Origin of the sequence: Nonomuraea sp. ZG12 (genome assembly GCF_052068115.1) — a bacterium.
In the GTDB taxonomy this organism is placed as follows: domain Bacteria; phylum Actinomycetota; class Actinomycetes; order Streptosporangiales; family Streptosporangiaceae; genus Nonomuraea.
This window is the reverse complement of sequence record NZ_JBQHCW010000004.1, coordinates 230,325-254,653: the sequence shown is the minus strand read 5'-3', so window position 1 is coordinate 254,653 and position 24,329 is coordinate 230,325. Positions and strand designations below refer to the sequence as shown.

Annotated in this window: 23 protein-coding genes; 9 read left to right on the top strand and 14 right to left on the bottom strand. The window is 71.1% G+C overall.

Going from position 1 to position 24,329, the window contains the following annotated elements:
- Positions 1–4: 4 nt before the first annotated feature.
- The 5 genes from ACTMTF_RS15635 to ACTMTF_RS15615 form a co-directional block, all read right to left on the bottom strand.
- Complete coding sequence (locus ACTMTF_RS15635; RefSeq protein WP_441111278.1) at positions 5–1,168, bottom strand: dihydrodipicolinate synthase family protein; 1,164 nt, start codon at positions 1,166–1,168, stop codon at positions 5–7.
- Positions 1,165–2,310, bottom strand: coding sequence for a Gfo/Idh/MocA family protein (locus ACTMTF_RS15630; RefSeq protein WP_441111277.1), 1,146 nt, complete (start codon positions 2,308–2,310; stop codon positions 1,165–1,167). Before ACTMTF_RS15630 ends, ACTMTF_RS15635 begins: the two co-directional genes overlap by 4 nt.
- 80 nt (positions 2,311–2,390) lie before the next feature.
- On the bottom strand, positions 2,391–3,617 hold the full coding sequence (locus ACTMTF_RS15625; RefSeq protein WP_441111276.1) for an HRDC domain-containing protein: 1,227 nt from the start codon (positions 3,615–3,617) through the stop codon (positions 2,391–2,393).
- 45 nt (positions 3,618–3,662) lie between these two features.
- Positions 3,663–4,259: a DUF3000 domain-containing protein gene (locus ACTMTF_RS15620; RefSeq protein WP_397002620.1), complete on the bottom strand. Its 597-nt coding sequence runs from the start codon at positions 4,257–4,259 to the stop codon at positions 3,663–3,665.
- A 60-nt stretch (positions 4,260–4,319) separates the two neighbouring features.
- Complete coding sequence (locus ACTMTF_RS15615) at positions 4,320–4,541, bottom strand: hypothetical protein (RefSeq protein WP_441111275.1); 222 nt, start codon at positions 4,539–4,541, stop codon at positions 4,320–4,322.
- Between the two features lie 351 nt (positions 4,542–4,892).
- Here ACTMTF_RS15615 and hemE point away from each other — a divergent pair, with 351 nt between their 5' ends.
- Positions 4,893–5,891, top strand: coding sequence for a uroporphyrinogen decarboxylase (gene hemE, locus ACTMTF_RS15610; RefSeq protein WP_441111465.1), 999 nt, complete (start codon positions 4,893–4,895; stop codon positions 5,889–5,891).
- A 39-nt stretch (positions 5,892–5,930) separates the two neighbouring features.
- On the opposite strand, the gene ACTMTF_RS15605 is transcribed toward hemE, so the two are convergent.
- Positions 5,931–6,872, bottom strand: coding sequence for a DUF4349 domain-containing protein (locus tag ACTMTF_RS15605; protein WP_441111274.1), 942 nt, complete (start codon positions 6,870–6,872; stop codon positions 5,931–5,933).
- 105 nt (positions 6,873–6,977) lie between these two features.
- On the opposite strand from ACTMTF_RS15605, the gene hemG reads away from it, so the two are divergent.
- From hemG to ACTMTF_RS15590, 3 genes are all read left to right on the top strand, one after another.
- On the top strand, positions 6,978–8,381 hold the full coding sequence (gene hemG / locus ACTMTF_RS15600) for a protoporphyrinogen oxidase (protein WP_441111273.1): 1,404 nt from the start codon (positions 6,978–6,980) through the stop codon (positions 8,379–8,381).
- A 4-nt stretch (positions 8,382–8,385) separates the two neighbouring features.
- The gene (hemQ, locus tag ACTMTF_RS15595) at positions 8,386–9,087 is read left to right on the top strand and encodes a hydrogen peroxide-dependent heme synthase (protein ID WP_441111272.1); all 702 of its coding nucleotides are present in this window, start codon (positions 8,386–8,388) and stop codon (positions 9,085–9,087) included.
- Positions 9,088–10,136: 1,049 nt separating this feature from the next.
- Positions 10,137–10,586: a hypothetical protein gene (locus ACTMTF_RS15590; RefSeq protein WP_441111271.1), complete on the top strand. Its 450-nt coding sequence runs from the start codon at positions 10,137–10,139 to the stop codon at positions 10,584–10,586.
- Between the two features lie 315 nt (positions 10,587–10,901).
- On the opposite strand, the gene msrB is transcribed toward ACTMTF_RS15590, so the two are convergent.
- On the bottom strand, positions 10,902–11,303 hold the full coding sequence (gene msrB, locus ACTMTF_RS15585; RefSeq protein WP_441111270.1) for a peptide-methionine (R)-S-oxide reductase MsrB: 402 nt from the start codon (positions 11,301–11,303) through the stop codon (positions 10,902–10,904).
- A 519-nt stretch (positions 11,304–11,822) separates the two neighbouring features.
- Between msrB and ligD the strand changes: the two genes are divergently transcribed.
- The 3 genes from ligD to ACTMTF_RS15570 all read left to right on the top strand — a co-directional run bounded on the left by ligD (position 11,823) and on the right by ACTMTF_RS15570 (position 13,953).
- Complete coding sequence (ligD, locus tag ACTMTF_RS15580; RefSeq protein WP_441111269.1) at positions 11,823–12,827, top strand: non-homologous end-joining DNA ligase; 1,005 nt, start codon at positions 11,823–11,825, stop codon at positions 12,825–12,827.
- 353 nt (positions 12,828–13,180) lie between these two features.
- A complete protein-coding gene (locus tag ACTMTF_RS15575) occupies positions 13,181–13,543 on the top strand; it encodes an RNHCP domain-containing protein (RefSeq protein ID WP_441111268.1) in 363 nt (120 codons plus the stop codon).
- A complete protein-coding gene (locus ACTMTF_RS15570; protein ID WP_441111267.1) occupies positions 13,543–13,953 on the top strand; it encodes an RNHCP domain-containing protein in 411 nt (136 codons plus the stop codon). The genes ACTMTF_RS15575 and ACTMTF_RS15570 overlap by 1 nt, the downstream gene beginning before the upstream one ends.
- Positions 13,954–14,029: 76 nt before the next feature.
- Here ACTMTF_RS15570 and ACTMTF_RS15565 read toward each other — a convergent pair whose 3' ends face one another.
- From ACTMTF_RS15565 to ACTMTF_RS15555, 3 genes are read right to left on the bottom strand one after another with little or no spacing between them, the layout of a single operon-like run.
- Entirely contained in the window at positions 14,030–14,908 is an 879-nt protein-coding gene (locus ACTMTF_RS15565; protein WP_441111266.1) for a tetratricopeptide repeat protein, read from the bottom strand.
- Between the two features lie 18 nt (positions 14,909–14,926).
- Positions 14,927–16,366 (bottom strand): aldehyde dehydrogenase family protein, encoded by a 1,440-nt coding sequence (locus ACTMTF_RS15560; protein WP_441111265.1) that lies wholly within the window; start codon positions 16,364–16,366, stop codon positions 14,927–14,929.
- A gap of 38 nt (positions 16,367–16,404) precedes the next feature.
- Positions 16,405–17,334, bottom strand: coding sequence for a hypothetical protein (locus ACTMTF_RS15555; RefSeq protein ID WP_441111264.1), 930 nt, complete (start codon positions 17,332–17,334; stop codon positions 16,405–16,407).
- A gap of 198 nt (positions 17,335–17,532) precedes the next feature.
- Between ACTMTF_RS15555 and pgeF the strand changes: the two genes are divergently transcribed.
- The gene (pgeF, locus tag ACTMTF_RS15550; protein WP_441111263.1) at positions 17,533–18,237 is read left to right on the top strand and encodes a peptidoglycan editing factor PgeF; all 705 of its coding nucleotides are present in this window, start codon (positions 17,533–17,535) and stop codon (positions 18,235–18,237) included.
- 141 nt (positions 18,238–18,378) lie between these two features.
- Entirely contained in the window at positions 18,379–19,599 is a 1,221-nt protein-coding gene (locus ACTMTF_RS15545; RefSeq protein WP_441111464.1) for a beta-ketoacyl-[acyl-carrier-protein] synthase family protein, read from the top strand.
- A 217-nt stretch (positions 19,600–19,816) separates the two neighbouring features.
- On the opposite strand, the gene ACTMTF_RS15540 is transcribed toward ACTMTF_RS15545, so the two are convergent.
- The 4 genes from ACTMTF_RS15540 to glgX are packed head-to-tail and all read right to left on the bottom strand — an operon-like array spanning position 19,817 to position 24,317.
- Entirely contained in the window at positions 19,817–20,161 is a 345-nt protein-coding gene (locus ACTMTF_RS15540) for a hypothetical protein (RefSeq protein ID WP_441111262.1), read from the bottom strand.
- 25 nt (positions 20,162–20,186) lie between these two features.
- Entirely contained in the window at positions 20,187–21,437 is a 1,251-nt protein-coding gene (locus ACTMTF_RS15535) for an ATP-dependent DNA ligase (RefSeq protein ID WP_441111261.1), read from the bottom strand.
- Positions 21,434–22,153: a pyrimidine reductase family protein gene (locus ACTMTF_RS15530; protein WP_441111260.1), complete on the bottom strand. Its 720-nt coding sequence runs from the start codon at positions 22,151–22,153 to the stop codon at positions 21,434–21,436. Before ACTMTF_RS15530 ends, ACTMTF_RS15535 begins: the two co-directional genes overlap by 4 nt.
- Positions 22,154–22,196: 43 nt before the next feature.
- Positions 22,197–24,317: a glycogen debranching protein GlgX gene (gene glgX / locus ACTMTF_RS15525; RefSeq protein ID WP_441111259.1), complete on the bottom strand. Its 2,121-nt coding sequence runs from the start codon at positions 24,315–24,317 to the stop codon at positions 22,197–22,199.
- Positions 24,318–24,329 lie beyond the last annotated feature (12 nt).

Below are 24,329 nucleotides of genomic sequence, written 5' to 3'. Positions count from 1 at the left end.
TCGCTCACTGTCCGTGCACCGCCAGCAGCGCCTTCATCCGGTGTACGGCCAGCTCCTGGTCCGCCAGCAGCCCCGCCTGGTCGGCCAGTCGGAACACCTCGGCCAGATGGGTCAGCGAGCGCGCCGACTGGGCGCCGTTGACCATGGTGAACGCGTCCTGGTGGCCGTTCAGCCAGGCCAGGAAGACGATCCCGGTCTTGTAGTTGTACGTCGGCGTCTCGAAGATCTTCCTGGACAGCGGCACGGTCGGGGCCAGGATCTCGTCGTAGGCGGCGAGCAGGCGGTCACGCCCGGCCTCGTCGCGGGCCGCCTCGGCCGCGTCCAGCACCCGCAGGGCCGCCGCGGCGGCGGGCGCGATGGCGTCGAAGATGCCGAGCAGAGCGTGCGAGCCCGACCTGATCAGCGACGGGTAGTTGAAGTCGTCGCCCGTGTAGAGCCGGACGCCCGCCGGCAGCGCGGCGCGCAGCCCGACCTCATGCTCCTCGTCCAGCAGCGACACCTTCACCCCGTCCACCATCGGGGCGTGCGCGTGGATCAGCTCCAGGAACGCCTCGGTGGCGGCCGGCACGTCACGCGAGCCCCAGTAGCCGGCGAGCTGCGGGTCGAACATCTCGCCGAGCCAGTGCAGGATCACCGGCCGCTCGGCGAGCCCGAACAGCCTGCCGTACACCTGGTGGTAGTCCTCGGGCCCGGCCGCCACCCTGGCGAGCTGCCGGGAGGCCATGATGATCACCCCCGCACCGGTCGACTGGACGGTCTCCAGCTGCTCGGCGTACGCGGCCGTGATGGCGTCCAGGTCGGCGGCGTCCGGCGCGTGGTCGGTGCCGGCGCCGCAGGCGAGGAGCTCGGCCGGGTCGCCGAACGCGCGGGCCTCGGCGGCGCTGCGCCCGATGAGCTCACGCGTGGCCGCCCAGTCCAGGCCCATGTTGCGCTGGGCGGTGTCCATGGCGTCGGCGACGCGCAGCCCGTGCGACCACAGATGGCGGCGGAAGCGCAGGGTGGCCTCCCAGTCGACGGCGGCGGGGGAGCCGGGCGTGTTGTCGCCGAGGGGGTCGGCCACCACGTGCGCGGCGGCGTACACCACCCGGCTGGTGGCGGGACATTCGACGGGCGGCCAGGTCACCGGCTCGCGCAGCGTGTAGGCGCCGCCGGGCAGGTCGATGTTCACAGGCCCGGCACCTCGATCCTGCGGCCCTCGGCCGAGGAGCGCAGGCCGAGCTCTGCTAACTGCACGCCGCGCGCGCCGGACGCGAAGTCGTACGGGAAGGGGGCGTCCTCCAGGACGTGCCGGATGAACAGCTCCCACTGGATCTTGAACCCGTTGTCGAACTCGGCGTTGTCCGGCACCTCCTGCCAGCCGTCACGGAAGCGTGCGGTGGCGGGCAGGTCGGGGTTCCAGACCGGCTTGGGGGTGGCGGCGCGATGCTGGACGCGGCAGTCGCGCAGGCCCGCGACGGCGCTGCCGTGCGTGCCGTCCACCTGGAACTCCACCAGCTCGTCCCGGTTCACCCGGACCGTCCAGGAGGAGTTGATCTGGGCGATGACGCCGCCCGCCAGCTCGAAGATGCCGTACGCGGCGTCGTCGGCGGTGGCCCGGTAGGCCCGGCCCTGCTCGTCCACCCGCTCGGGCACGTGCGTGGTCGCCCTGGCGTAGACCGACTCGACCCGGCCGAACAGGTTCTCCATCACGTAGTGCCAGTGCGGGAACATGTCGAGGACGATGCCGCCGCCGTCCTCGGCCCGGTAGTTCCACGACGGGCGCTGCGCCTCCTGCCAGTCGCCCTCGAACACCCAGTAGCCGAATTCGCCGCGCACCGACAGGATCCGGCCGAAGAAGCCGCCGTCGATGAGCCGCTTGAGCTTCAGCAGGCCAGGCAGGAACAGCTTGTCCTGCACCACCCCGTTCTTCACGCCCTTGGCGGTCGCGGCCTCGGACAGGGCGACCGCCTCCCGCACCGACTCGGCGGTGGGCTTCTCGGCGTAGACGTGCTTGCCCGCCTCGATGGCCTTGAGCACCGCCTTCACCCTGGCCGAGGTGACCTGGGCGTCGAAGTAGATCAGGTTGTCGTCGGCGGCCAGCGCGGCGTCGAGGTCGGTGGTGTGGTCGGCGATGCCGTGCTCGGCGGCGAGCCCGGCCAGCTTGTCGGCGTTCCGGCCGACCAGGACCGGCCTGAGCTTGACCCGGCTGCCGTCGGAGAGCGTCACCCCGCCCTGCTCGTTGATCGCCAGAACGGAGCGGACCAGGTGCTGGCGATAGCCCATCCGTCCGGTGACGCCGTTCATCACGACGCCGATGGTGCGCACGCTCATGGGTGTCCTTTCGGGGAAAGCGCTTTCCCGAACGGTACGGCTGAGCCGCGGGAGGCGTCAAGTGCGCCGGCCCGCGGTCTCTAGCCCTCGGTCCTGGACCCCTGTCCGGCCAGCGCCTCGGTGAGGGGGCGGACGGACAGGGAGAGCTGCCATTCGCGGGCGCCGAGCTCGCGCAGCCTGGCGGTCACGCTCTCCTCGGTGATCTCCTCCGGCGGTTCCCAGGTGAGCCTGCGCACCGCGTCGGGCTGCAGCAGGTTCTCAGTAGGCATGTGGTGCTCCTTCGCCAGCGCCTCCACCACGGCGCGGGCCGCGGCCAGCCGCTTGGCGGCGGCGGGGTCGCGATCGGCCCAGCGGTTGGCGGGCGGCGGGCCGTCCCCCGCCGTGCTCGGCTGCGGAAGCTGGGCGTCGGGCAGGGTGCGGCCCCTGTTCACCGCGGCCAGCCAGTCGTTGATGTACCGGCGCGCGCTGCGCCCGGTGAAGGCGGAGATGTCGGTGAGCGCCTTCCGGGTGCGGGGGCCCTGCAAGGCGGCCATGACGATCGCGGCGTCCGGCAGCACCCTGCCGGGGGCCAGGTCGTTCTCGCGGGCGATCGTGTCGCGCATCGTCCACAGCTCGCGCACGATCGCCAGCGCGCGCACGTTGCGCACCTTGTGGATGCCGGACGTGCGCCGCCACGGATCGGACCGGGGCGCCGGCGGCCCGGTGTTGAGCACCGCGGCGAACTCCTCGTGCGCCCACTCCAGCTTGCCGCTCTCCGCCAGCTCCGCGTGGAGCACGTCGCGCAGCTCCACCAGCACCTCGACGTCGAGCGCGGCGTAGCGCAGCCACGCCTCCGGCAGCGGCCTGGTGGACCAGTCGGCCGCCGAGTGGCCCTTCTCCAGCCGCAGGCCGAGCACGGTCTCGACCATGGTGCCGAGCCCCACCCGCTCGTAGCCGAGCAGCCGGCCCGCGAGCTCGGTGTCGAACATGTCGCGCGGCCTGAACCCGATCTCCAGCAGGCACGGCAGATCCTGCGAGGCGGCGTGCAGCACGATCTCCGCATCGGCCACGGCCGCGTCCAGCGCCGACAGGTCCGGGCAGGCGATGGGGTCGATCAGCGCGGTGCCGGCCCCGGCGCGGCGCAACTGGACCAGATAGGCGCGGTTGCCGTAGCGGTAACCGGAGGCGCGCTCGGCGTCGACGGCCACCGGCCCGGTGCCCGCGGCGTAGGCGTCGACGACGCGCGCCAGGGAGGCGGCGTCGGTGACGACGGGCGGGATGCCCTCGCGTGGCTCGATCAGCGGGACCACGGTGCGTTCTTCGGTCATAGGTGCGCCGCCCTCATGACACCGGTGCTGTGTTGACTTGTGGCCTCACGTCGTTCGGTCACTCTCCGGATCTTCGCGTCGGCGGGGCATGGCGGCCACGTCGGGCGGCAGCGGCGGGATCCCGGCCGCCACGCACATGAGGTCGCACCAGGCGGCGACATGGCCGGACAGGTCCTCCTCAGCGGGGGACCAGGAGGCGCGCAGCTCAAGCTCTGTGGTGACCGGGTCTTCGGCCTTGTTGCCGAAACCCTCGGAAACCGCTCTAGTCACGGTACCGCCAGCGGCGGAGTAGTCGGCGTGGTGCGTCTCGAGCGCCTCGGTCAGCCAGCTCCACGCCACCGGGCCGAGCAGCGGGTCGGAGGTGATCTCCGGCTCCATGTCGGCCCGGACATAGGCCACCAGCCTGAAGGGGCCCTCCCAGCCGCGCTGGCCGTCGGGGTCGTAGAGCAGGATCAACCGGCCGACCGCGAGCTCGTCGTCGTCGCGGTAGACCGACGCGCCGATGGCCGCCGAGTGGGGGGCGAGCCGCTGCGGCGCGGGCAGGTCCTCGAGCTCGATCTCCGGCCGGACCTCAGCGATACGCAGGCTCTCGACCGCGCGCCTGAACGCGGCCGGGGCCGGCGGCTGGTCACCGAGGGTCATAGTCGAAGAGTAGGTCGAAACAGGGCGGAAGGGGACCACGGGGGTGCTCATCGTTGGCGATCAAACCGCTGCCGTCACCAGCAGGCGGACCGGCCGCGCACACTCGGCCAGACCGAGGATGATCGCGTGCCCGCACTCGACGCACGCCCACTCGGGGCACTCGCCCGGCTCGTGGCCGTCGAGGCACGCCGGCTGCTCGAACAGCCGCTCACCCGCGCAGGAAGCACAGTGCGCATGGCGGTGCTCATAGTGGTGCTCCGGAGAACTCCACAACGCGGTCATCGCACCAGTCATCGATCCGGGGCCTTTCTTCGGGTCGTGGGATCGACGTTGGCACGAGCCGCTGACATTTCCGCGCAACGCGCTCGGCGTGTCCCGAAAGTGGATGCTGAATCGATGCCGCGCGGTGGCTTGGCGAACTTTTTGCCCAGTCGAAACCGGCTTTCTGGTCGCCCGTGGGGTGTGGTCGACCCGTGCGGGGCCCTGACGCCGAGCCGGCCGATAAACATCCATCCCGCTATCTGATCATGAATTCGGCGATCCCAGGCGTGATTTCCGACACCGCGCTCCCGTGTCGGGACCGGCGCCCGGTCGTGGCACCCTTGAGAGGTGAACCTCGCCGACTCCGCCTTCCTGCGCGCCTGCCGTCGACAGCCCGTCCCCCACACCCCGGTGTGGTACATGCGCCAGGCCGGGCGCTCGCTGCCCGAATACCTGAAGGTCCGCGAGGGTGTGCCGATGCTCACCGCGTGCGCCACGCCCGACCTCATCGTCGAGATCACCCTGCAGCCGGTCCGCCGCTACGGCGTCGACGCGGCCATCTTCTTCAGCGACATCGTCGTGCCGCTCAAGGCCATCGGCGTCGACCTCGACATCAAGCCGGGCGTCGGCCCCGTCGTGGCCGACCCGATCCGCGACGCCCGGGGCCTCGACGTGCTGCGCCCGCTGGAGCCCGCCGACGTGCCGTACGTCACCGAGGCCATCCAGGCGCTGACCGGCGAGCTCGGCGGCACGCCGCTGATCGGCTTCGCGGGCGCGCCGTTCACCCTCGGCTCCTACCTCATCGAGGGCGGGCCGTCCAAGAACCACGACCGCACCAAGGCCATGATGTACGGCGAGCCCACGCTGTGGCACGCGCTGATGGAGCGGCTCAGCGGCATCGTGCTGGAGCACCTGCGCATCCAGATCAGGGCGGGCGCCTCGGCGATCCAGCTGTTCGACTCCTGGGTGGGGGCGGTGGCGGAGGACGACTACCGCGAGTTCGTGCTGCCGCACACCCGCCGCATCTTCGACGGCCTGGCCGATCTCGGCGTGCCGCGCATCCACTTCGGCGTCGGCACCGGCGAGCTGCTCGGCGTGCTCGGCGAGGCCGGGGCCGACGTGGTGGGCGTGGACTGGCGGGTGCCGCTGGACGCGGCCGCCCGCCGGGTGGGCCCCGGCAAGGCGTTGCAGGGCAACCTGGACCCGGCGATCCTGGCGGCCCCCTGGGAGGTCGTGGAGCGCAAGGCCCGCGAGGTGCTGCGCCGTGGCAAGGCCGCCGAGGGGCACGTGTTCAACCTCGGCCACGGCGTGCTGCCCTCGACGGACCCCGACCAGCTCAGGCGGCTGACCGACCTGGTCCACGAGGCCTGAGCCGCCGCCGGGCCGTCCCCGCACGGCCCGCGCGGTCGGTCATGAGGACGGGGCCCCGGCGGCGGGCGCGGCGGGCTGCCGGCGTCGGCGGCGGCGGCGGAGCAGCACGATCGCGAGCACCGTCACCGGGGCCACCACGACCAGCCACGGCAGGACCGTGCCGAGCGCCGTGAGCAGGATCTTCAGGAAGGCCACCAGCGAGTCCCAGCCCGACTTGAGGCCGCCGAGGAAGCCGGCGGGCTCCTCCGAGGAGTCCGGCACCACCGCCGTCGGGCCGACCAGCCGCAGCGTGAGCGTGGCCATGCCGACCTGGGCGGCGAGCTCCTTCTGCTGTGCCTGCAGCGACTCCAGGTCGGCCTCACGACCGGCGATCTCCCGCTCCACGTCCAGCACCTGGCCGATGGTGTCGGCCCTCTTCAACAGCGTGCGGAGCGAGTCCAGGGCCTGCTGCGCGGACTTCAGGCGGCTGTCGACGTCCGCGACCTGCAGCGTGACGTCCTGGGTGCCCTGCTCCAGCCGCAGCTGCCTGCCCAGGTCCTTGCCCAGCGACCCCAGCACCTCGGAGTAGCGCGCGGGCGGGATCTTGAACTCCAGCAGGGCCGAGGCCCTGGTCCGCTCGGCCGAGCTGGTCTCCTCCCTGGCGAGGTAACCGCCCGCGGTGCTGACGATCTGCTTGGCCTGCTGGGCGGCGGCCGGGACGTCCTTGGCGCGCACGGTCATGCTCGCGGTGTAGATGACCTTCCGGTCCTGCTGGGCCACCTGCACGTTCGGGGCGAGGTCCTCGTCCTTCTTGGGCTGCGGCGTGGGCCGGACCCGCTCGGCCGCCCCGGCCCTGTCCGCGGTCGCCGACTCGGCCCGGGACGCGGTCTCCGGCACCGCCGCGCTGTCCGGGGCCGAGCCCGCCGTGCCGCCGGAACAGCCGGAAATCAACAGCGCCGCGCACGCGGCGGCCAGCGCCACGCCGATCTGGTGTCTCCTCATGACCGTTAACACGGACGCACGCCCCCGCCGGTTTGCAGGCCGGCGTCACGGTACGGTCACGCCCGGATCGGCGACCGGTCCCTTGACGCGGTAGCGTCAGGGAACGTGGAAGGCAACCGGGCGCACGTGGTCGTCATCGGAGGCGGGATCTCCGGCCTCGCCGCCGCGTGGCACCTCAGACAGGGCACAGGCGAGCGGATCAAGGTGACGGTGCTCGAAGGCGCCGCACGCATCGGCGGCAAGCTGTACGCCTCCGAAGTGGCCGGCGTCAGCGTCGACGTGGGCGCTGAGGCGATGCTGGCCAGACGCCCGGAGGGCAAGGAGCTGGCCAGGGCGGTCGGGCTCGGCGACGACCTGATGACCCCCGGCACCACCCGCTCCGCCGTCTACAGCAGGGGGACGCTGCGCCGGCTGCCCAAGGGGCAGTTCATGGGCGTGCCGGCCGACCTCACCGCCCTGGCGAAGTCCGGCCTGCTGTCGCCCGGCGGGCTGGTCCGCGTGCCGCTCGACCAGATCCTGCCGGCCACGCTGGTGCGCTCCGACGTCTCCGTCGCCGCCTACATCCGCGCCAGGATGGGCGGCGAGGTGGTCGAGAGGCTGGTCGAGCCGCTGCTCGGCGGCGTCTACGCGGGCCGCTCCGACCTGCTGTCGCTGGAGGCGACGATGCCGCGGGTGGCCGCCGCCGCCCGAGCCGAGCGCTCACTGCTCACCGCCGCCCGGCAGATCCTCGACGAGGCGCCCAAGAACGCGGGCCCCGTCTTCACCACGCTCAGGAACGGCATCGGGAGCCTGCCCGAGGCGGTCGCCAAGGCCTCCGGAGCCGACGTCAGGACCGGCGTCACCGCCCGCGAGCTCCACCGGACCGAAACCGGCTGGCGGATCGTCACCGGGCCGGTGCCCCGGCCCGAGGTGATCGAGGCCGACGCGGTGATCGTCGCCGTGCCCGGCCCGGCGGCGGCCAGGCTGCTCAAGCCGGAGGCGCCCAAGGCGGCGATCGAGCTGGCCAGGCTGGAGTACGCCAGCATGGCCGTCGTCACGCTCGCCTACCCGCGCGACGCCTTCCCCGAGCCGCCCACCGGCAGCGGCTACCTCGTCCCCCCGGTCGACGGCCGGGCCGTCAAGGCCGTCACGTTCAGCTCGGTCAAGTGGCCCCACCTGAGCCGCGACCTGGTGATCCTGCGCTGCTCGATCGGCAGGATCGGCGAGGAGCACCTGCTGCAACGCGACGACGCCGAGCTGGTGTCGGTCGCGATGGCGGAGATGGGCGAGGTGATGGGCGTGCGGGCGCTGCCCCTCGACTCCCGCGTCACCCGCTGGGGCGGCGCGCTGCCGCAGTACAACGTGGGCCACCTCGACCTGGTGGCCCGGGTCCACGCCGCGGTGGCCGGACAGCCCGCGCTGGCGGTGTGCGGCGCCGCGTACGACGGGATCGGCATCCCCGCCTGCGTCGCCACCGCGCGCACGGCCGCCTCCCGGATTCTGGACCACCTCGCACAGACAGGAGAATGAGAGCATGACAGAGGGCGCTGCGAGGCCGAAGGCCCGCGATCTCAACCAGGTGATCCGCTACACCATGTGGTCGGTCTTCAAAGCCACCGATCCGGTCCCCGGTGACCGCGACACCGTCTCCGCGGAGGTCGAGGACCTCCTGGAGCAGGCGGCCGGCAAGGACGTGGTCACCCGTGGCCTCTACGACGTGGCCGGGTTCAGAGCCGACGCCGACTACATGTTCTGGTGGCACGCGCCGACCGCGGACGCCCTGCAGGACGTCTACTCCCGGCTGCGCCGCACCGAGCTGGGCCGGCACAGCTCGCCCGTCTGGTCGGCGATGGCGCTGCACCGGCCGGCCGAGTTCAACAAGTCCCACATCCCGGCGTTCCTGGCCGAGGAGGAGCCCCGGGCCTACGTGAGCGTCTACCCCTTCGTCCGTTCCCTGGAGTGGTACCTCCTGGAGGACGCCGAGCGGCGCACGATGCTGGCCGAGCACGGCCGGATGGCCCGCGACTACCCGGACGTGCGCGCCAACACCGTCGCCTGCTTCGCGCTCAACGACTACGAGTGGATGCTGGCGTTCGAGGCCGACGAGCTGCACCGCATCGTCGACCTGATGCGCACCCTGCGCGCCGCCGAGGCCCGGCGGCACACCCGGCTGGAGATCCCGTTCTACACCGGCGTCCGCAAGCCCGTGCGGGAGCTCGTCGCCGACCTGCCCTGACGGGCCGTGCTCGGGCTGAACGAGACCCAAGTTGTGGATCCGTCTGACTTGATCTTCCCTGTTTGTCACACTCAGGGAAATTCCATGCTCGATACGGGGCGGGCACGGGATCCACGCTTGGCACGGTCCAAGGGGGCACCCGCATGCGGAAACGTGCAGGACGACGGCCGTACGACCACCTGAGCACCCCGCCCGGCGACGGCCGGGCCGAGGACGCGCCCGAGACGGCCGGGCGGCGCGATGCGGACACGGCCGCAGGGCCGGGCGAGAACGGCGGCCCGGTCCTGCGGCCGGACGGGGCCGGGGAACTCGACGAGGATGTGCTCTCGACCCGCCCGACGTCACGGCTCGATGAACCTGCGGTCCCGGCTCACCCGGGACCGCGGTGCGATGGGGACGCGCCTCTGGTCGGCCCGGTCCTGCGGTGCGATGGGGATACGGCTCCGATCGGCCTGGCGCCGGGGTGCGATGGGGACGCGCCTGCGATCGGTCCGGCACTGGAGTGGGATGAGGGCAGGGCTGGGCGGTGCGACGGCGAGGATGTGGTCTCGGCTCGCCCGGCGTTGAGGTGCGACGAGGGTGTGGGTTCGGCTCGCCTGGCGTCGTCGCCCGGTGGGGACGGGCGGCGTAGGGGCGGTAGGCACGCTGCCGGACGGCGGGGGGTGCGGCGGCGTGCGGGGTCGCGAGGGCCGTGGCTGGTGGCGGCGTCGGCGGGGGTTCTCGCGCTCGCGGCCGGGGTCCTGAGTGTGTACGGCGTGGACGGCACGTTCGGGGGCCTGCTCATGGTTTCCACGGCTACCGCCGATGATGCCCGGTCTTCGGTGGCGGGCGGAGGCGGTGGGGCGGGGTCGTCCCCGGGGGTCACGCGGTCGGGGGGTGTGACGAGCGGCAGCCCCAGGAACGCGTTGAAGGCCGAGGGCGGGCAGAGCGTTACGGGACCAGCAGCGACCCCGAACTCTGAGGCGGCTCCGAACTCCACGGCGGGCCCGAACGCTGCGGCCGACTCGGGAACCACGGCTTCGGGCTCCGAGGCGGCAGACTCTGACGCGGTGGCCGATTCCGGGGTCGCCGGTGACCGGGCTCCGACCGCCGTTTCGGGGGACACGAGCGGACCGGACGATCCCGGGCGGGTGGCCCCGGATCCGGGCGACGGCTCCGGGTACAAGGCAGACGGCCTGTCGAAGCACACCGACCGGAAGGCCGTGGCGTACTTCCGCGATCAGTGGGGTGCCGCCGACGAGGCGACCAGCCACATCAAGGACATCCGCACCGTGGGCCGATATTTGCGCATTTACACCAATTTGCCGGAAAGCGCAGGCAACTCATCCCACGCCATCACCCTCTGCGAGCGCGGCATGACGTACCTCAAGGCGAACGGAGTCAAAGACCCGGTGGTGTTCGTACAAGCCAGGTTCGGGGAGAACGGCAACCCGGTGCTGGCCAACATCCTCGGCCCCTCCGACGGCACCTGCCGAGTCACCCATCCCGCCCCGAACTGACCGACCACATCCGCCCTGAACCGACCGCCTTCATCCGTCCTGAACCCACCGACCGCATCGGTCCTGAACAGACCGGAGCCCCATCGGGTCCCGAGTTGGCCGGGGCACCCGATCGGGTCACCGACCTGACCGGGTCACCCACCGCGCGCTGAACCGGCTACCGCACCCGCACCCGGGTCTTCCAGCACACCTCGCACCGCTGAGTGATGACGCGGCCGATTGTCTCGATCGTCATCCAGCGATGACGAAAATGGACAAGCCTCACGGTCGAAAATTACCCGTGCGCGGCCCGCGACACGCACGGTCGCCGGACGATCACTGCGAGGGGTCGAGCCTCAGCGACACCGAGTTGATGCAGAAGCGATCGTCCGTCGGCGTCGCGTACCCCTCACCGTGGAACACATGCCCCAGGTGGGAGTCGCAACGGGCGCAGCGCACCTCCGTACGCGCCATCCCGAGGCTGCGGTCCTCGATCAACGTCACCGCGTCCGACTCCGACGGCTGATAGAAGCTCGGCCACCCGCAGTGCGACTCGAACTTCGTGTCCGACCGGAACAGCTCGGCCCCGCACGCGCGGCACGTGTAGACGCCCTGCGTCTTGGTGTCCACGTACTCGCCGGTGAAGGGCTTCTCGGTGCCCGCCTGCCTGAGCACGTGAAACTCCTCGGGCGACAGCTGCACCCGCCACTCGTCCTCGCTCTTGACCACCTTGTCCATGCCTCCAGCGTACGAGATGCGGCAAAAAGAGATCTCCGCAGGGGGAAGCATCCTTTCTGGGATGTATTTGCGTCTTTGTAGGCAAGGGGGTGTCATCGCCTCCTGCAAGGGGTGAGATCACTCGCGTGATCGCCTGAGCGGTACAGCCCACGCCCGTGCTGGAGCCGCCGGCGATCAACAGGCCGGCCGGGTGGCGCGCCAGCGCCCGGAACGGTGTGCGGGTGGTCTCGAGAAGCCCGTCCCGTTGAGCCCTCGGTCCCGCCACCGAGGAGGCTCCGGGACGGGCCCCCGTTTCTGTCGTAGCCCTGCCCTACGCTTCGTGAACGTCATGGGAATCGGCACGATGTTCCGGGCAGGGAGCGTGGCATGCGGCGAGTCATCGGCACGGGCGGCGTGTTCATCCTGGCACGCGATCCTCATGCGCTCGGCGGTCGGCGCCGGCGTCGTCTGGGCGTCGACCGTCCACCACCGTGGTCGGTCCGCGAGGGTGATCTTCGAGCTGGGAGGTAGGTTCGTTCCATGGCTTCGCCGTACATAGAGCTTGAGGTGGGGGAGCGGACCGTCAAGGTCACAAATCCCGACAAGGTGTATTTTCCGGAGATCGGCGCCACGAAGCGCGAGCTGGTCGAGTACTACGTGAGCGTGGGCGAGGGCGCGCTGCGGGCGCTGAAGGACCGGCCGACCAATCTCAAGCGGCATCCCGACGGGGTGCAGAGCGAGGCGATCTACCAGAAGAGGATGCCGGCCAAACGCCCCGACTGGCTGGAGACGGTCACCGTGACGTTCCCCAGCGGGCGCAAGGCCGACTCGCTGAGGGTGACCGAGGTGGCCGCCATCGCCTACTGCGCCAATCTGGGGACCATCGACTTCCACCCGTGGCAGGTGCGCGCGGCCGACGTCGAGCATCCGGACGAGCTGCGGCTCGATCTCGACCCGCAGCCGGGGCTGGACTTCGAGGCGACGCGCAGGGCGGCGTTCCTGGCGCGGGAGGTGCTGGAGGAGCTCGGCATGACCGGGTTCGTGAAGACCTCCGGCAACCGGGGCGTGCACATCGCGGTGCGCATCGAGCCGCGCTGGGACTTCGTCCAGGTACGGCATGCGGGGATCGCGCTGGCCAGGGCGGTCGAGGAGCGCGATCCCGCCCTGGTGACCACGGCCTGGTGGAAGGAGGAGCGCGGCGAGCGCGTCTTCATCGACTTCAACCAGAACGCCCGTGACCGGACCATCGCCAGCGCCTACTCCGTCAGGGCGCAGCCCCATGCGCCCGTCTCCACGCCGCTCACCTGGGACGAGCTGGCCGATGCCGACCCACGCGACTTCGACATCCGCACCGTGCCGCCCCGCTTCGCCGAGGTGGGCGACGTGCACGCCGCCATCGACGACCACCCGTGCTCCATCGAGCCGCTGCTCGAACGGTACGAAAAGGACGAGCGCGGCGACATGCCCTATCCGCCCAACTATCCGAAGATGCCCGGCGAGCCCAAAAGGGTCCAGCCGAGCAAGGCGCGTGACGACACGGAGTAAGTACGTCCCCCTGGCCGGCGGTCATCCGCGGCCCCGGTCCTGAGCGGGCGGCCGATAAATCGATGGCGATCCCGATGAAGGGGCCACTACGCTCATCGGTGTTTCGTCGGATACGTCTCAGGGCCCCAAGGGCCCTGGAAAGTGGGGGGTCAATGCCTCGGTCCGCGCCAAGCGCGCCTCGTCGTACCGTGGTCCGATTCTGCCACTGACACGCCACCGCTGACCTGCCGTACGGTCGCCGTGCCCACGCACGCGCCGTACCGCATCCACCCGCGCGCGAGCGTGGGTCGGCGAGGCCCGCACGGCGCTCCCTTGCTGCTCTTCCATCACCATTCCGGCAAGGAGTACCCAGGGTGTCCACCAACAAGACCCGTTCCGTACTGACTGACACATTTCCATGCGTACGCTGCGGTTTGACCGTGACGGTCACCGCCGCCGACGGTTCGCGGCGCAATCACTGTCCGAGCTGTCTGCACTCCATGCACGTTCTCGACCGCGTCGAGGGCGGGCCGTCGGAGTGCGGGGCGCGGATGGTGCCGATCTCGATCGCGGTGCTGCGGACCGGCGACTGGATGATCATCCATCGCTGCACCCGCTGCGCGGAGCTGACGTCCAACCCGATCTGCGGGGACGACAACCAGCTCATCCTCATGCGCATGGCCGTGCGTCCGCTCGCTCAGCCGCCGTTCCCGCTGGAAACGTTCGGTGACCTGTGATGGGCGGCCACGGACGAGGCAAGCCCGGCGGTCGCAGGCCGCAACGGCGCAAGGACGTCAGGCACGGCGAGCCGGCCGACGCGTTCCGCTGCGTCGGCTGCCGGCTGGACGTGCCGGTGATCGCGCCTGGCACGGCTCACCGCAACCACTGCCCGCACTGCCTGACCAGTCTGCACGTCGATCACCGGATTCCCGGCGACCGGCGGGCGAGCTGCCGGGGCCGGATGGCGGCGCTGAGCGTCTCCGTCCGGCAGGACGGTGAGTGGCTGATCATCCACCACTGCCAGTCCTGCGACGGGCTCAGCGCGAACCGCATCGCGGGTGACGACAACGCGCTCGCCCTGCTCCGCATCGCGATCAGGCCGCTGTCGGACGGCGCATTGCCGGTGAAGGTCCTGCTCGCCCTCTGAGCGCCGGTGCCGGCGGCTCAGCGCCGGTGCCGGTCCGCTTCTGCCCGTGCCGGTGGCTCGCCGCCGGCACGGGCGCTCACTCGTCGCCGAACTCCAGGCTCAGGGCGCGGGTGAAGTCGGACACCGCCTCCTCGTGCCGGTCCAGATCCTGGTAGATCTCACCCCGCACCCGGTACGCCCAGATGTAGTCCTCGTCCAGCTCGATCGCCCTGTCCAGGTCCTTCAGCGCCGCCTCGTTGTCGCCCATCTCGCTCAGCACCGCGCCCCGGCTGCCCAGCGCGCGGTCGTTGTCCGGGTCCAGCTCGACCGCCCGGTTGAGGTCCTGCAGCGCCTCGTCGTAGCGGTCGATCATGCGGTACGCCTCGCCGCGCCTGCTGAACGCCCGCACATACTCAGGATCGGCCTCCAGCGCGCTGGAGTAGTCGGCGATGGCCTCGGTGTACAGGCCCATGCGCTGGTAGAGGTCGCCTCGGGCCAGCCAGGAGTAGGCCAGGTCCTCGTTCAGGGCGATGATCCCGGCGTGCAGGTCCAGCGCCTCGTCCAGCCGGTCCAGGTCCACCAGGGCGTCGGCCTTCGCCTCCAGGATCCACAGCGACTCCGGCGACAGGGTCAGCGCGTGCTCGAAGTCGGCCATGGCCTCCTCCAGGCGGCCGAGCGAGGCGTAGGCCTGGCCGCGTGAGCCGAGGGCGTAGGAGCTGTCCGGCTCCAGTTTGAGCGACTCGGCGAAGTCGGAGATCGCTGCTTCGTACCTGTCGATGATCCGGTGACTCTCCCCGCGCAACCGCCAGGCCCTGGCGTTGTCCGGCACGAGAGCGATCGACTCCGTCAAGTCCGCGATCGCCGCGTCATGCCGGCTCAGGGCGATGTACGATTCGGCACGGCTGCGCAGCACCGAGGCCCGGGACTGGGCTGCGGCCTCGGAAAGGTCTGGCTGATCGGTGATCCCCTCGCTCATGACGGGAAATCTATCTGACTAAATGCTGATAATGGCTGCCTTTTCCCGCGTGTATTCCAGCACCGCGTCGTGGCCGTACCCACTGTCCTTGACCCCGCCGAACGGCAGGCCGGGAGGCATCTGCCGGAAGGTGTTCACCCATACCGTGCCGCTCTCCAGATCCCGGACGAACCGGTGCGCACGCCCGAGATCGCGCGTCCACACCCCGGCGGCCAGACCGTAGGAGGAATCGTTGGCGATCGCCAGCGCCTCCTCGTCCTCCTCGAACGGGATCGCCACCGCCACCGGCCCGAAGATCTCCTCCTGGCAGACGCGCAGCGAGTTGTCCGTCGCGGTGTAGAGCGTGGGGGAGACCCAGTAGCCACCGGGCAGGCGCGGCACCACGTCGGCGCCCGTCCTGCCGCCGAAGACCAGCTCGGCGCCCTCCTTCTCGGCGAGGTCCAAGTAGGACGTGACGCGCTCGAACTGCTCGGCCGAGACGATCGGGCCCATCGTGGTCGCCAGGTCCAAGGGGTCGTCCAGCACCAGGTCCCCGGCGATCCGCTCGATCCGCGCCAGCAGGTCGTCCCAGATGGAGCGGTGGATCAGGATCCGCGAACCGGCCACGCACACCTGACCCGCGTTCCCGGTGTAGACGGAGTTCACGGTGACGCCCTCGGCGGCGGCGTCCAGATCGGCATCCGGAAAGACGATATTTGGTGATTTGCCGCCTAGCTCGAAGGTGAGCGGTTTGAGGGCGTCCGCCGAGGCCCGGGTGATCGCCTGCCCGGTCGCCGTCGAGCCGGTCAAGCTGACCTTGCCGACCCCGCGATGTCGTACGAGCGCGTCGCCCACCTCCTCGCCCAGCCCGCTGACGATGTTCAGCACCCCGGGCGGGAGCACCTCGGCCAGCAGCTCGCCCAGCCGCAGCACCGACGCGCTCGCCTGCTCGGCCGGCTTGACGATCACCGTGTTCCCCGCCGCCAGCGCGTACGCGGCCTTGGCCGAGAACGTCGAGATGGGCGAGTTCCACGGAATGACACAGACGGCCACCCCGTACGGCTCCCGCCGGGTCAGGCCGAGCTGGTTCGGCCCCAGGATCACCGTGTCGCCCTTGACCGCGTCCAGGCACTGGCCGGCGGCCAGCTCCCAGAGGAAGGTCATGCCGGGCAGGTCCTTCTTCAGGGTGTCGCGCAGGATCCGGCCGTTGTCCCTGGTCTCCAGCCTGGCGAGCTCCTCGGCGTGCGCGGCGAAGACCTGCGCCACCGCGCGCAGGTAGCGCGCCCGGCCCAGCGCGGGCAGCGCCGCCCAGCCGGGGAACGCCCGCCGCGCGGCCTCGACGGCGGCCTCGGCGTCGGGTCGCCCGCTCGCCGGCACCCGCGTCCACACCTCGCCGGTCGCCGGGTTCACCGAGTCCATGCTCGCGCCGCCGGTCGCGGGGACCAGTTCGCCGCCGATCAGGTTCCGATAGTCAGCCACGCGCCCAAGCATATGCTTGCTTGATACGGTCCGACCAGTCACACCTCGGGCACGCCCAGATCGGTGGGACGGCCGACGGGCGGCTCGGCCAGGCCGGGATCGAGCTGCTCCATCAGCCGCCGCACCAGCGCCGCCCTGCGCACCCGCTCCCGCCCGAGCTCCTTCGGGATGACGCCCAGGTGCCTGCCCGACGGGTAGATGTTCGGCGCGTTGCGCAGCCCCATCTTCAGATAGACCGGCGCCGCCGCCCGGACGATCTCCACCGCCTCGTAGAACCGTACGAACCCGCCCTGATCATCCGGCACCTCCAGATAGAGGTCGATCGGCAGGCTCGTCGCGGCCCGCACCTCCGCGAGCTGCGGCACCGTCAGATCGGTGCCGACATTGAGCGTGCTCGCCCCCAGCCGCTCGAAGACGGCCGCGGTGGGACCGTTGGTGAGCGGCACCAGCACAGAGGTCTTCAGCACCAGACCCGCCGGCAACGTACCGTCGGCCTTGAGCCGCGACAGCACCTCCAGCGTGCCCAGATCCCCGACGAGCAGGCTGCGGATCCCCAGCTCACAGGCCCGCAGCGCGTCCGCCACGCACGCGGCCACCATCGAGTTCCCGCGCGCCGCCGCGCCGACGGCCTGCGTCGCCTTCGCCTGACCGCCGGTGTCCCACGCGGCGCGCGGCCCCAGGAACAGGTTGACCTCGATCCCCCGCTCGGCCCCGAGCTCCGCCATCGCGGAGATCTCCCCGTCCGACAGCATCATCACGCCGCTGCCCTGCGACGTGCGGTGCAACGGCACGCCGAGCCGATCCGCCTCCTCGACCACCGCCTCCAGCACCTCCGGCCCCTCCACACTGGGAATCTCGAAGCGGTACGACGCGCCGTCGGCGAAGCGCGCCCCCGACAAGGGCGGCGCCTGCAACACGGGGTGCCCGAGCCGGGCCATCAGGGCGTGCAGATCGGCAAGGCTGGTCATGGGGATTCTCCTCGCTAGGCATTCGATTCCTGTACGGCCACCGCCCGCACATCGCCGCCGGCCACCCACCAGCTTCGCCCATACGCCACCGGACGGAAGCCCCGCCCCTACGGTCCCCGACCGGAAGCCCCTGGAGCGTCGACGGATGTCCCGCCCCTGGAAGGGCATGGGGGCGCGAGGCGGTCATAAGATCGGAGGATGGAGCTGGTCCCGGGAGTCAAGGTCGCCGTCACCGATCGTCACGGAGGCGTCAGCGTGCCGCCGTACGGCACGCGCAACCTGGGCGGGCTCACCGGAGACGACCCCGCCGCCGTGCGGGCGAACCGGGAGGGCGTGGCGGCAGAGCTCGGCGTACGGGCCATCGTGTTCATGCGCCAGGTGCACGGCGCCGAGGTGGCCTACGTGAGCGAGCCGTTCGGGGACGACGCGCCCCCGGTCGACGGCGTCTACACCACCGAGCCCGGCCTGGCGCTGGCCTCCCTCGGCGCGGACTGCCCGGCGGTGCTGGCGGCCGACCCGGTCGCCCGCATGGTCGGGGCCGCCCACTCGGGCCGTCCGGGTACGGAGGCCGGGGTCGCGGCGGCGCTGGTCGGTGCGATGGCCGACAAGGGCGCGGACCCCCACCGGATGGCCGCGCTGATCGGCCCCGGAGCCTGCGGCCGCTGCTACGAGGTCCCCGCCGAGCTGCGGGACCGGGTGGCAGCCAAGGTGCCGGAAGCCCACTCCACCACCTCCTGGGGCACCCCGGCCCTGAACCTGCGCGCCGGCATCGAGGCCCAGCTCCGCGCGGCGGGCGTGCCGGACGTACGGCACGACGCCCGTTGCACACTGGAGTCCGACGAGCTCTACTCCCACCGCCGCCAGGACCCGGGCCGGTTCGCCGGTCTCATCTGGCTCACCTGACCGCCCCAAGCCGTGACATCCCCGACAAATCTTGCGGCGGTTTTTCGTTGATCAGGTGCCCTGTCCATGCGGCATGACACTGGCAGCGTGGGGTTGCGCCGTTCCGGCGTGGGCCGGGCGCACGGACGAAGGGGGACGTCGATGGTGGGCGAGACGACGGCGGGGGCCAAGGTCACGGGCCTGGGGGCGACCACGCCGCTGGGCGGGGACGTGGCCTCCACCTGGGCGGGCATGCTCGAAGGACGCTCCGGGGTCACGGCACTCGAGCAGGACTGGGCCGAGGGTCTGCCCGCGCGGATCGCCGGCCGGATGCCGGTGGATCCCGCCGAGGTGCTGGGCAGGGTGCGAGCCAGGCGGCTGGACCGCTGCCAGCAGGCCGCACTCGTCGCCGCCAGGGAGGCGTGGGCCGACGCCGGAGCTCCCGAGGTGGAGCCCGAGCGCCTGGCGGTGGTCATCGGCACGGGCGTCGGCGGGATGCTGACCACGCTCGACCAGGACGATCTCCTGGAGGCGTCCGGCCCGCGCAGGGTCTCGCCGTACACCATCCCCATGCTGATGCCGAACGGCGCCGCGGCCGTGATCAGCATGGAGTTCGGGGCCCGTGGCGGCGCCCACACGCCGGTGAGCGCGTGCGCCTCCGGGGCCGAGGCGATCGCGATGGGGCTGGACCTGATCCGCCTGGGCCGCGCCGACGTGGTGATCGCCGGCGGCACGGAGGCGTGCGTACACCCTCTGATCCTTGCCGGGTTCGCCCAGATCAAGGCGCTGTCCAAGCGTAACGACGCGCCGCAGGAGGCCTCGCGGCCGTTCGACGCCGGGCGTGACGGGTTCGTGCTGGGGGAGGGGGCCGGGGTGGTGGTGCTGGAACGCGCCGGGTTCGCCGCGGCTCGCGGCGTTCGGGCCCACGCCACGCTGGCCGGCGCGGGCACCACGTCCGACGCCCACCACATCACGGCCGCCGACGTGGGCGGGCAGGTCCGCGCGATGCGCCTGGCCCTGGCGGCGGCCGGCCTGGACCCGCTGGACGTCGGCCACGTGCACGCGCACGCCACCTCCACCCCGACCGGAGACGTGACGGAGAGCGCGTCGATCGCCGAGGCGCTGGGCACACATCCCGCCGTCACCGCGACCAAGTCGATGACCGGCCACCTGTGCGGGGCCGCGGGAGCCGTCGGCGCGATCGCCGCCATCCTCGCGCTCCGGGACGGCCTCATCCCCGCCACCCGCAACCTGGACCGCCTCGACCCCCAGGTCAAACTCGACATCGTCACCGGAGCCCCACGCCAGGGCAGCTGGACCGCGGCGATGACCAACGCCTTCGGCTTCGGCGGCCACAACACCTCCCTGGCCTTCACCCCCTGAGCCACCACCCCCTGATTTCGCCACCCACGGATTTCGCCGTCGACAAAGGTCAGCACCGGCGGATTTCGCCATCGGCGAGGTCAGCGCCGGGGAAGGTCGTCATCCACGGATTTCGTCACCCACGGATTTCGCCGCCCGCAGAGCCTCGCCACCGCCCGGCCGCCCACCGAGCCTCTGCTCCCGTGCTCGACTCGCCCCGTGCTCGCGGGGTGGGGGCTCAGCGGGGGCGGTGGCCGTTGTTGAAGACCACGTTGACCACCACGATGGCGATCCAGACGGGGACGTACGTCGCGCTGCCCTCATTGAACAGGGTGAGCGAGATCGTGGCGATCGTGCCCAGCGCCAGGGAGACGATCGCCAGGGCGAGCCGCTGGCCGTCGCGTGTCCGGTCGTACTTGGCCACGTCCTTGGCCTTGGGAGCCGCGGCCAGGCGCTCGTCCACCCGCCGGTCGATCTCCTGGCCCATCTTGTCGAGGAACGATTCGACGAGGGCGTCCTCGAAATCGGGGCCGAGGTCGCGGCGAGCGGACACTGCCGCCCGTAATTCATCTCCGGTGCTCATATGTCGAGATATATCGCTATGTGCCCTATCGGGCAAGGATGTCGTCGAGGTTGTACGACACCGGCTGCTCCAGTTGCTCGTACGTGCACGACTGCGGGGTGCGGTCGGGCCGCCAGCGCCGCCACTGGGCGGTGTGCCGGAACCGGTCGCCCTCCATCTGGTCGTAGGCCACCTCGATCACCAGCTCCGGGCGGAGCGGGATGAACGACAGGTCCTTCTTGGCGTTCCAGCGCGAGATCGCCCCCGGCACCCGCTGGCCGCCCGAGGCGGGGCCCGGCGCGGGCTGGCCGACGCCGGCCGCCGCCTGCTCGGCCCAGTGTCCCCACGGGTGCTCGCCGAGGTCGGCGATGTACGGCTTGAGCTCCTCCACCAGCTCGGCCCGGCGCGCCATCGGGAACGAGGCCGCCACGCCCACGTGGTGCAGCCTGCCGTCGTCGCCGTAGAGGCCGAGCAGGATCGAGCCCACGATGGGACCGGTCTTGTGCTCGCGGTAACCGGCGACCACCACGTCGGCGGTGCGCTCGTGCTTGACCTTGAACATCGTCCGCTTGTCCGGGATGTAGGGCTGGTCGCCCGGCTTGACGATGATGCCGTCGAGCCCGGCGCCCTCGAACATCTCGAACCACTCGGCCGCCTGCTCGTCGTTGGTCGTCACCGGCGTGAGCCGGACGGACCGGCCCTTCTCCGGGAAGATCTCCACCAGGCGCGCCCGGCGCTCCCTGAACGGCGTCTCCATCAGCGACTCGTCCCCGATCGCCAGCAGGTCGAAGGCCACGAAGGAGGCCGGGGTCCGCTCCGCGAGCATCTTCACCCGGGAGGCCGCGGGATGGATGCGCTGCTGCAACGCCTCGAAGTCGAGCTGCGCCCCCTGCGGCAGCACGATCTCACCGTCGACCACGCACTTGTCCGGGAGCTCCTGCTTGACGGCCTCGACCAGCTCGGGGAAGTAGCGGGTGAACGGCCGCTCGTTGCGGCTGCCGAGGTAGACCTCGTCCCCGTCGCGGAACACGATGCACCGGAACCCGTCCCACTTCGGCTCGTAGAACAGGTCGCCGTCCTGCCGGGGCATCGCCTTGATCGGCTTGGCCAGCATCGGCGCCACCGGCGGCCGCACCGGAAGGTCGAGCTCCGGGATCGGCTCGGGCTCCTTGACCTTCCTCTTCCGCCCGCCCGCCGGCTCCGCGACGGCCTCCACCGGCGGCTCGGTGACGACCTCCACCGGCGGCTCGGCAGGAGGCAGGTCTTCCGCCTGCGGTGGCATGGTCGGGTCTGTCATCGGCTCTGCTCCCTCGTATAGCGGCAGAAGAGGACCCCCTCCTCCTCCAGCACCTGCCTCAGCTCCAGCTTGACCTGCGACGGCTCGCCGTCGAGGATGCGCGCCGCGCTGCCGCCGAGCAGCAGCGGGCTGACCGACAGGCACAGCTCGTCGACCAGCCCGGCCGCCGCGAGCTGGGCGTTGATCCGCGGCCCGCCCTCGCACAGGATCCGGCTCAGGCCGCGCTCGTGCAGGTCGGCCACGGCTGCCCGCAGGTCCACGCCCTCGTCGCCGGCCACGATCACGTCGGCCACCTCGGCCGCTGCCTTGAGCCGGGCCGCGGGGGCGCTCGCGCAGGTCACGATGATGGTCCGGCTGACGCCGGTGAACAGCGGGCCGGTCAGGTCGAGGTCGAGGCCCCGGCTGACGACCGCGAGCGGCGGCGCGGCCGGCCTGCCCGCCCGGATCTCGCGCCACGATTCGCGCGGGTTGACGGCGGCGTACTGCTCGGCTCTGACCGTCGCGGCGCCCGCCATGATGACGTCGGCGAGCCCGCGCAGGACCCCGAAGACGCGCTTGTCGCCCTTGCTGGAGAGCCCGCCGGACAGCCCCTGCAGCCAGGCGGCGCCGTCGACGCTGGACACCATGTTGAGGCGCAGCCACGGTCGGTCCCCGGGGTAGGCGTAGGCCTGCTCGATGTCCGGGTTGTCTTCGATGTCGGGATGGATCCGGCGCACCCCTCTACCTTGGCACACCCCTCCGACAACTTACTGCGACGACCTACTGGGCCCGGGGCTGGCGCAGCACCTGCAGTGAGCGGGAGGTGACGGCGACCAGGTCACCGGGCCGCCAGGCGTCGTCGACGTACAGGTTGTCGCAGCTCTCGTCGTTGGTGTCGAGCACGGGCAGCCAGGCGCCGCCGAACGCCCCGCCGGGCAGGGTGAACGTCATGTCCTCGTGGTGGGCGTTGATCAGCAGCAGGAACGAGTCGTCCGTGATCCGTTCGCCGCGCGGCCCCGGCTCGGTGATGGCCTCGCCGTTGAGATAGACCATCAGCGACTTGGCATAGCTGACGTGCCAGTCGCCCGCGGTCATCTCGGTGCCGCCGGGGGTGAGCCAGACCAGGTCGCGCTTGCCGTTGTCGGGATGGCGGCCGTGGAAGAAGCGGCGGCGCTGGAAGACCGGGTGCTCGCGGCGCAGCTTCGACAGCAGGCGGACGAACGCCAGCAGGTCGGACTCGGTGCGCAGGTGCGACCAGTCGATCCAGGCGATCTCGTTGTCCTGGCAGTAGGCGTTGTTGTTGCCCCGCTGGGTGCGGCCGATCTCGTCGCCGTGGGAGAGCATCGGGACGCCCTGCGACAGGAAGAGCGTGGCCAGGAAGTTGCGGCGCTGGCGGTGGCGGAGCCTGACGATCTCCGGATCCTCCACCGGGCCCTCGGCGCCGCAGTTCCAGGAGCGGTTGTCGTTGGTGCCGTCGCGGTTGTCCTCGGCGTTGGCCTCGTTGTGCTTGCGGTCGTAGGACACGAGGTCGGTGAGGGTGAAGCCGTCGTGGCAGGTGACGAAGTTGATCGAGGCCACGGGACGGCGGCCGGAGGTCTCGTAGAGGTCGGCCGACCCGGTCAGCCGCGAGGCGAACTCCGGCAGCGCGGAGTGGGTGCCCCGCCAGAAATCTCGCACGGTGTCGCGGTATTTCCCGTTCCACTCCGTCCACAAAGGCGGGAAATTTCCGACTTGGTAGCCTCCAGGCCCCACATCCCACGGCTCCGCGATCAGCTTGACCTGCGAGATCACCGGATCCTGCTGGATGAGGTCGAAGAAGGCGCTCAGCCGGTCGACGTCGTGCAACTCCCTGGCCAGCGCCGACGCCAGGTCGAAGCGGAACCCGTCGACGTGCATCTCCAGCACCCAGTAGCGCAACGAGTCCATGATCAGCTGCAGCGCGTGCGGCGAGCGGACGTTGAGCGAGTTGCCGCAGCCGGTGTAGTCGAGGTAGTAGCGCCGGTCGTTGTCGTGCAGCCGGTAGTAGGCGGCGTTGTCGATGCCTCTGAAGCCGAGGGTGGGCCCCATGTGGTCACCCTCGGCGGTGTGGTTGTAGACGACGTCGAGGATCACCTCGATCCCCGCCTCGTGCAGCGCCTTCACCATGGCCTTGAACTCGGGCACCTGCTCGCCGCGCGTGCCGGAGCCGGAATAGCCGCCGTGCGGGGCGAGGTAGGCCATCGTGTTGTAGCCCCAGTAGTTGGTCAGCCCCCGCGCGACCAGGAAGTGCTCGGGCATGTAGTGGTGCACCGGCATCAGCTCGACCGCCGTCACCCCGAGCGAGAGCAGATGGTCGATGATCGCCGGATGCCCCACCCCCGCGTAGGTGCCCCGCAGTTCCTCGGGCACGCCGGGATGGCGCATCGTCAGCCCCCGCACGTGCGCCTCGTAGATGACGCTCTCGTGGTACGGGGTCCGCGGGGACCGGTCGTTGCCCCAGTCGAAGAACGGATTGATGACCACGTTCTTCGGCATGTAGGGGGCGCTGTCGGCGGTGTTGAGCCGCGACGGATCGGTGAAGTGGTAGGGGAACAACGCCTCGTTCCAGGTCAGCTCCCCGTCGACGGCCTTGGCGTAAGGGTCGAGGAGCAGCTTGGAGGCGTTGGTCCGGTGTCCGAGCGCCGGGTTGTAGGGGCCGTGCACGCGATAGCCGTAGCGCTGGCCCGGCATGATGCCGGGCAGGTAGCCATGCCAGACGAACCCATCCACCTCAGGAAGATCGACCCGCTCTTCGGAGCCGTCATCGTGGAAAAGGCACAGCTCAACTCGCTCGGCCACCTCGGAGAACACCGAAAAACTGGTGCCAACGCCGTCCCAGGTGCCGCCGAGTGGATAAGGTTCGCCCGGCCAGACTTCGCGCATGTGACTTGATTG

Bases quoted from the DNA above. Each gene is read 5' to 3' on its own strand.
- ACTMTF_RS15630 (WP_441111277.1), bottom strand. From the start codon at position 2,310: ATGAGCGTGCGCACCATCGGCGTCGTGATGAACGGCGTCACCGGACGG.
- ACTMTF_RS15625 (WP_441111276.1), bottom strand. From the start codon at position 3,617: ATGACCGAAGAACGCACCGTGGTCCCGCTGATCGAGCCACGCGAGGGC.
- ACTMTF_RS15620 (WP_397002620.1), bottom strand. From the start codon at position 4,259: ATGACCCTCGGTGACCAGCCGCCGGCCCCGGCCGCGTTCAGGCGCGCG.
- ACTMTF_RS15615 (WP_441111275.1), bottom strand. From the start codon at position 4,541: ATGACCGCGTTGTGGAGTTCTCCGGAGCACCACTATGAGCACCGCCAT.
- ACTMTF_RS15605 (WP_441111274.1), bottom strand. From the start codon at position 6,872: ATGAGGAGACACCAGATCGGCGTGGCGCTGGCCGCCGCGTGCGCGGCG.
- hemQ (WP_441111272.1), top strand. From the start codon at position 8,386: ATGACAGAGGGCGCTGCGAGGCCGAAGGCCCGCGATCTCAACCAGGTG.
- msrB (WP_441111270.1), bottom strand. From the start codon at position 11,303: ATGGACAAGGTGGTCAAGAGCGAGGACGAGTGGCGGGTGCAGCTGTCG.
- ligD (WP_441111269.1), top strand. From the start codon at position 11,823: ATGGCTTCGCCGTACATAGAGCTTGAGGTGGGGGAGCGGACCGTCAAG.
- ACTMTF_RS15570 (WP_441111267.1), top strand. From the start codon at position 13,543: ATGGGCGGCCACGGACGAGGCAAGCCCGGCGGTCGCAGGCCGCAACGG.
- ACTMTF_RS15565 (WP_441111266.1), bottom strand. From the start codon at position 14,908: ATGAGCGAGGGGATCACCGATCAGCCAGACCTTTCCGAGGCCGCAGCC.
- ACTMTF_RS15555 (WP_441111264.1), bottom strand. From the start codon at position 17,334: ATGACCAGCCTTGCCGATCTGCACGCCCTGATGGCCCGGCTCGGGCAC.
- pgeF (WP_441111263.1), top strand. From the start codon at position 17,533: ATGGAGCTGGTCCCGGGAGTCAAGGTCGCCGTCACCGATCGTCACGGA.
- ACTMTF_RS15545 (WP_441111464.1), top strand. From the start codon at position 18,379: ATGGTGGGCGAGACGACGGCGGGGGCCAAGGTCACGGGCCTGGGGGCG.
- ACTMTF_RS15540 (WP_441111262.1), bottom strand. From the start codon at position 20,161: ATGAGCACCGGAGATGAATTACGGGCGGCAGTGTCCGCTCGCCGCGAC.
- ACTMTF_RS15535 (WP_441111261.1), bottom strand. From the start codon at position 21,437: ATGACAGACCCGACCATGCCACCGCAGGCGGAAGACCTGCCTCCTGCC.
- glgX (WP_441111259.1), bottom strand. From the start codon at position 24,317: ATGCGCGAAGTCTGGCCGGGCGAACCTTATCCACTCGGCGGCACCTGG.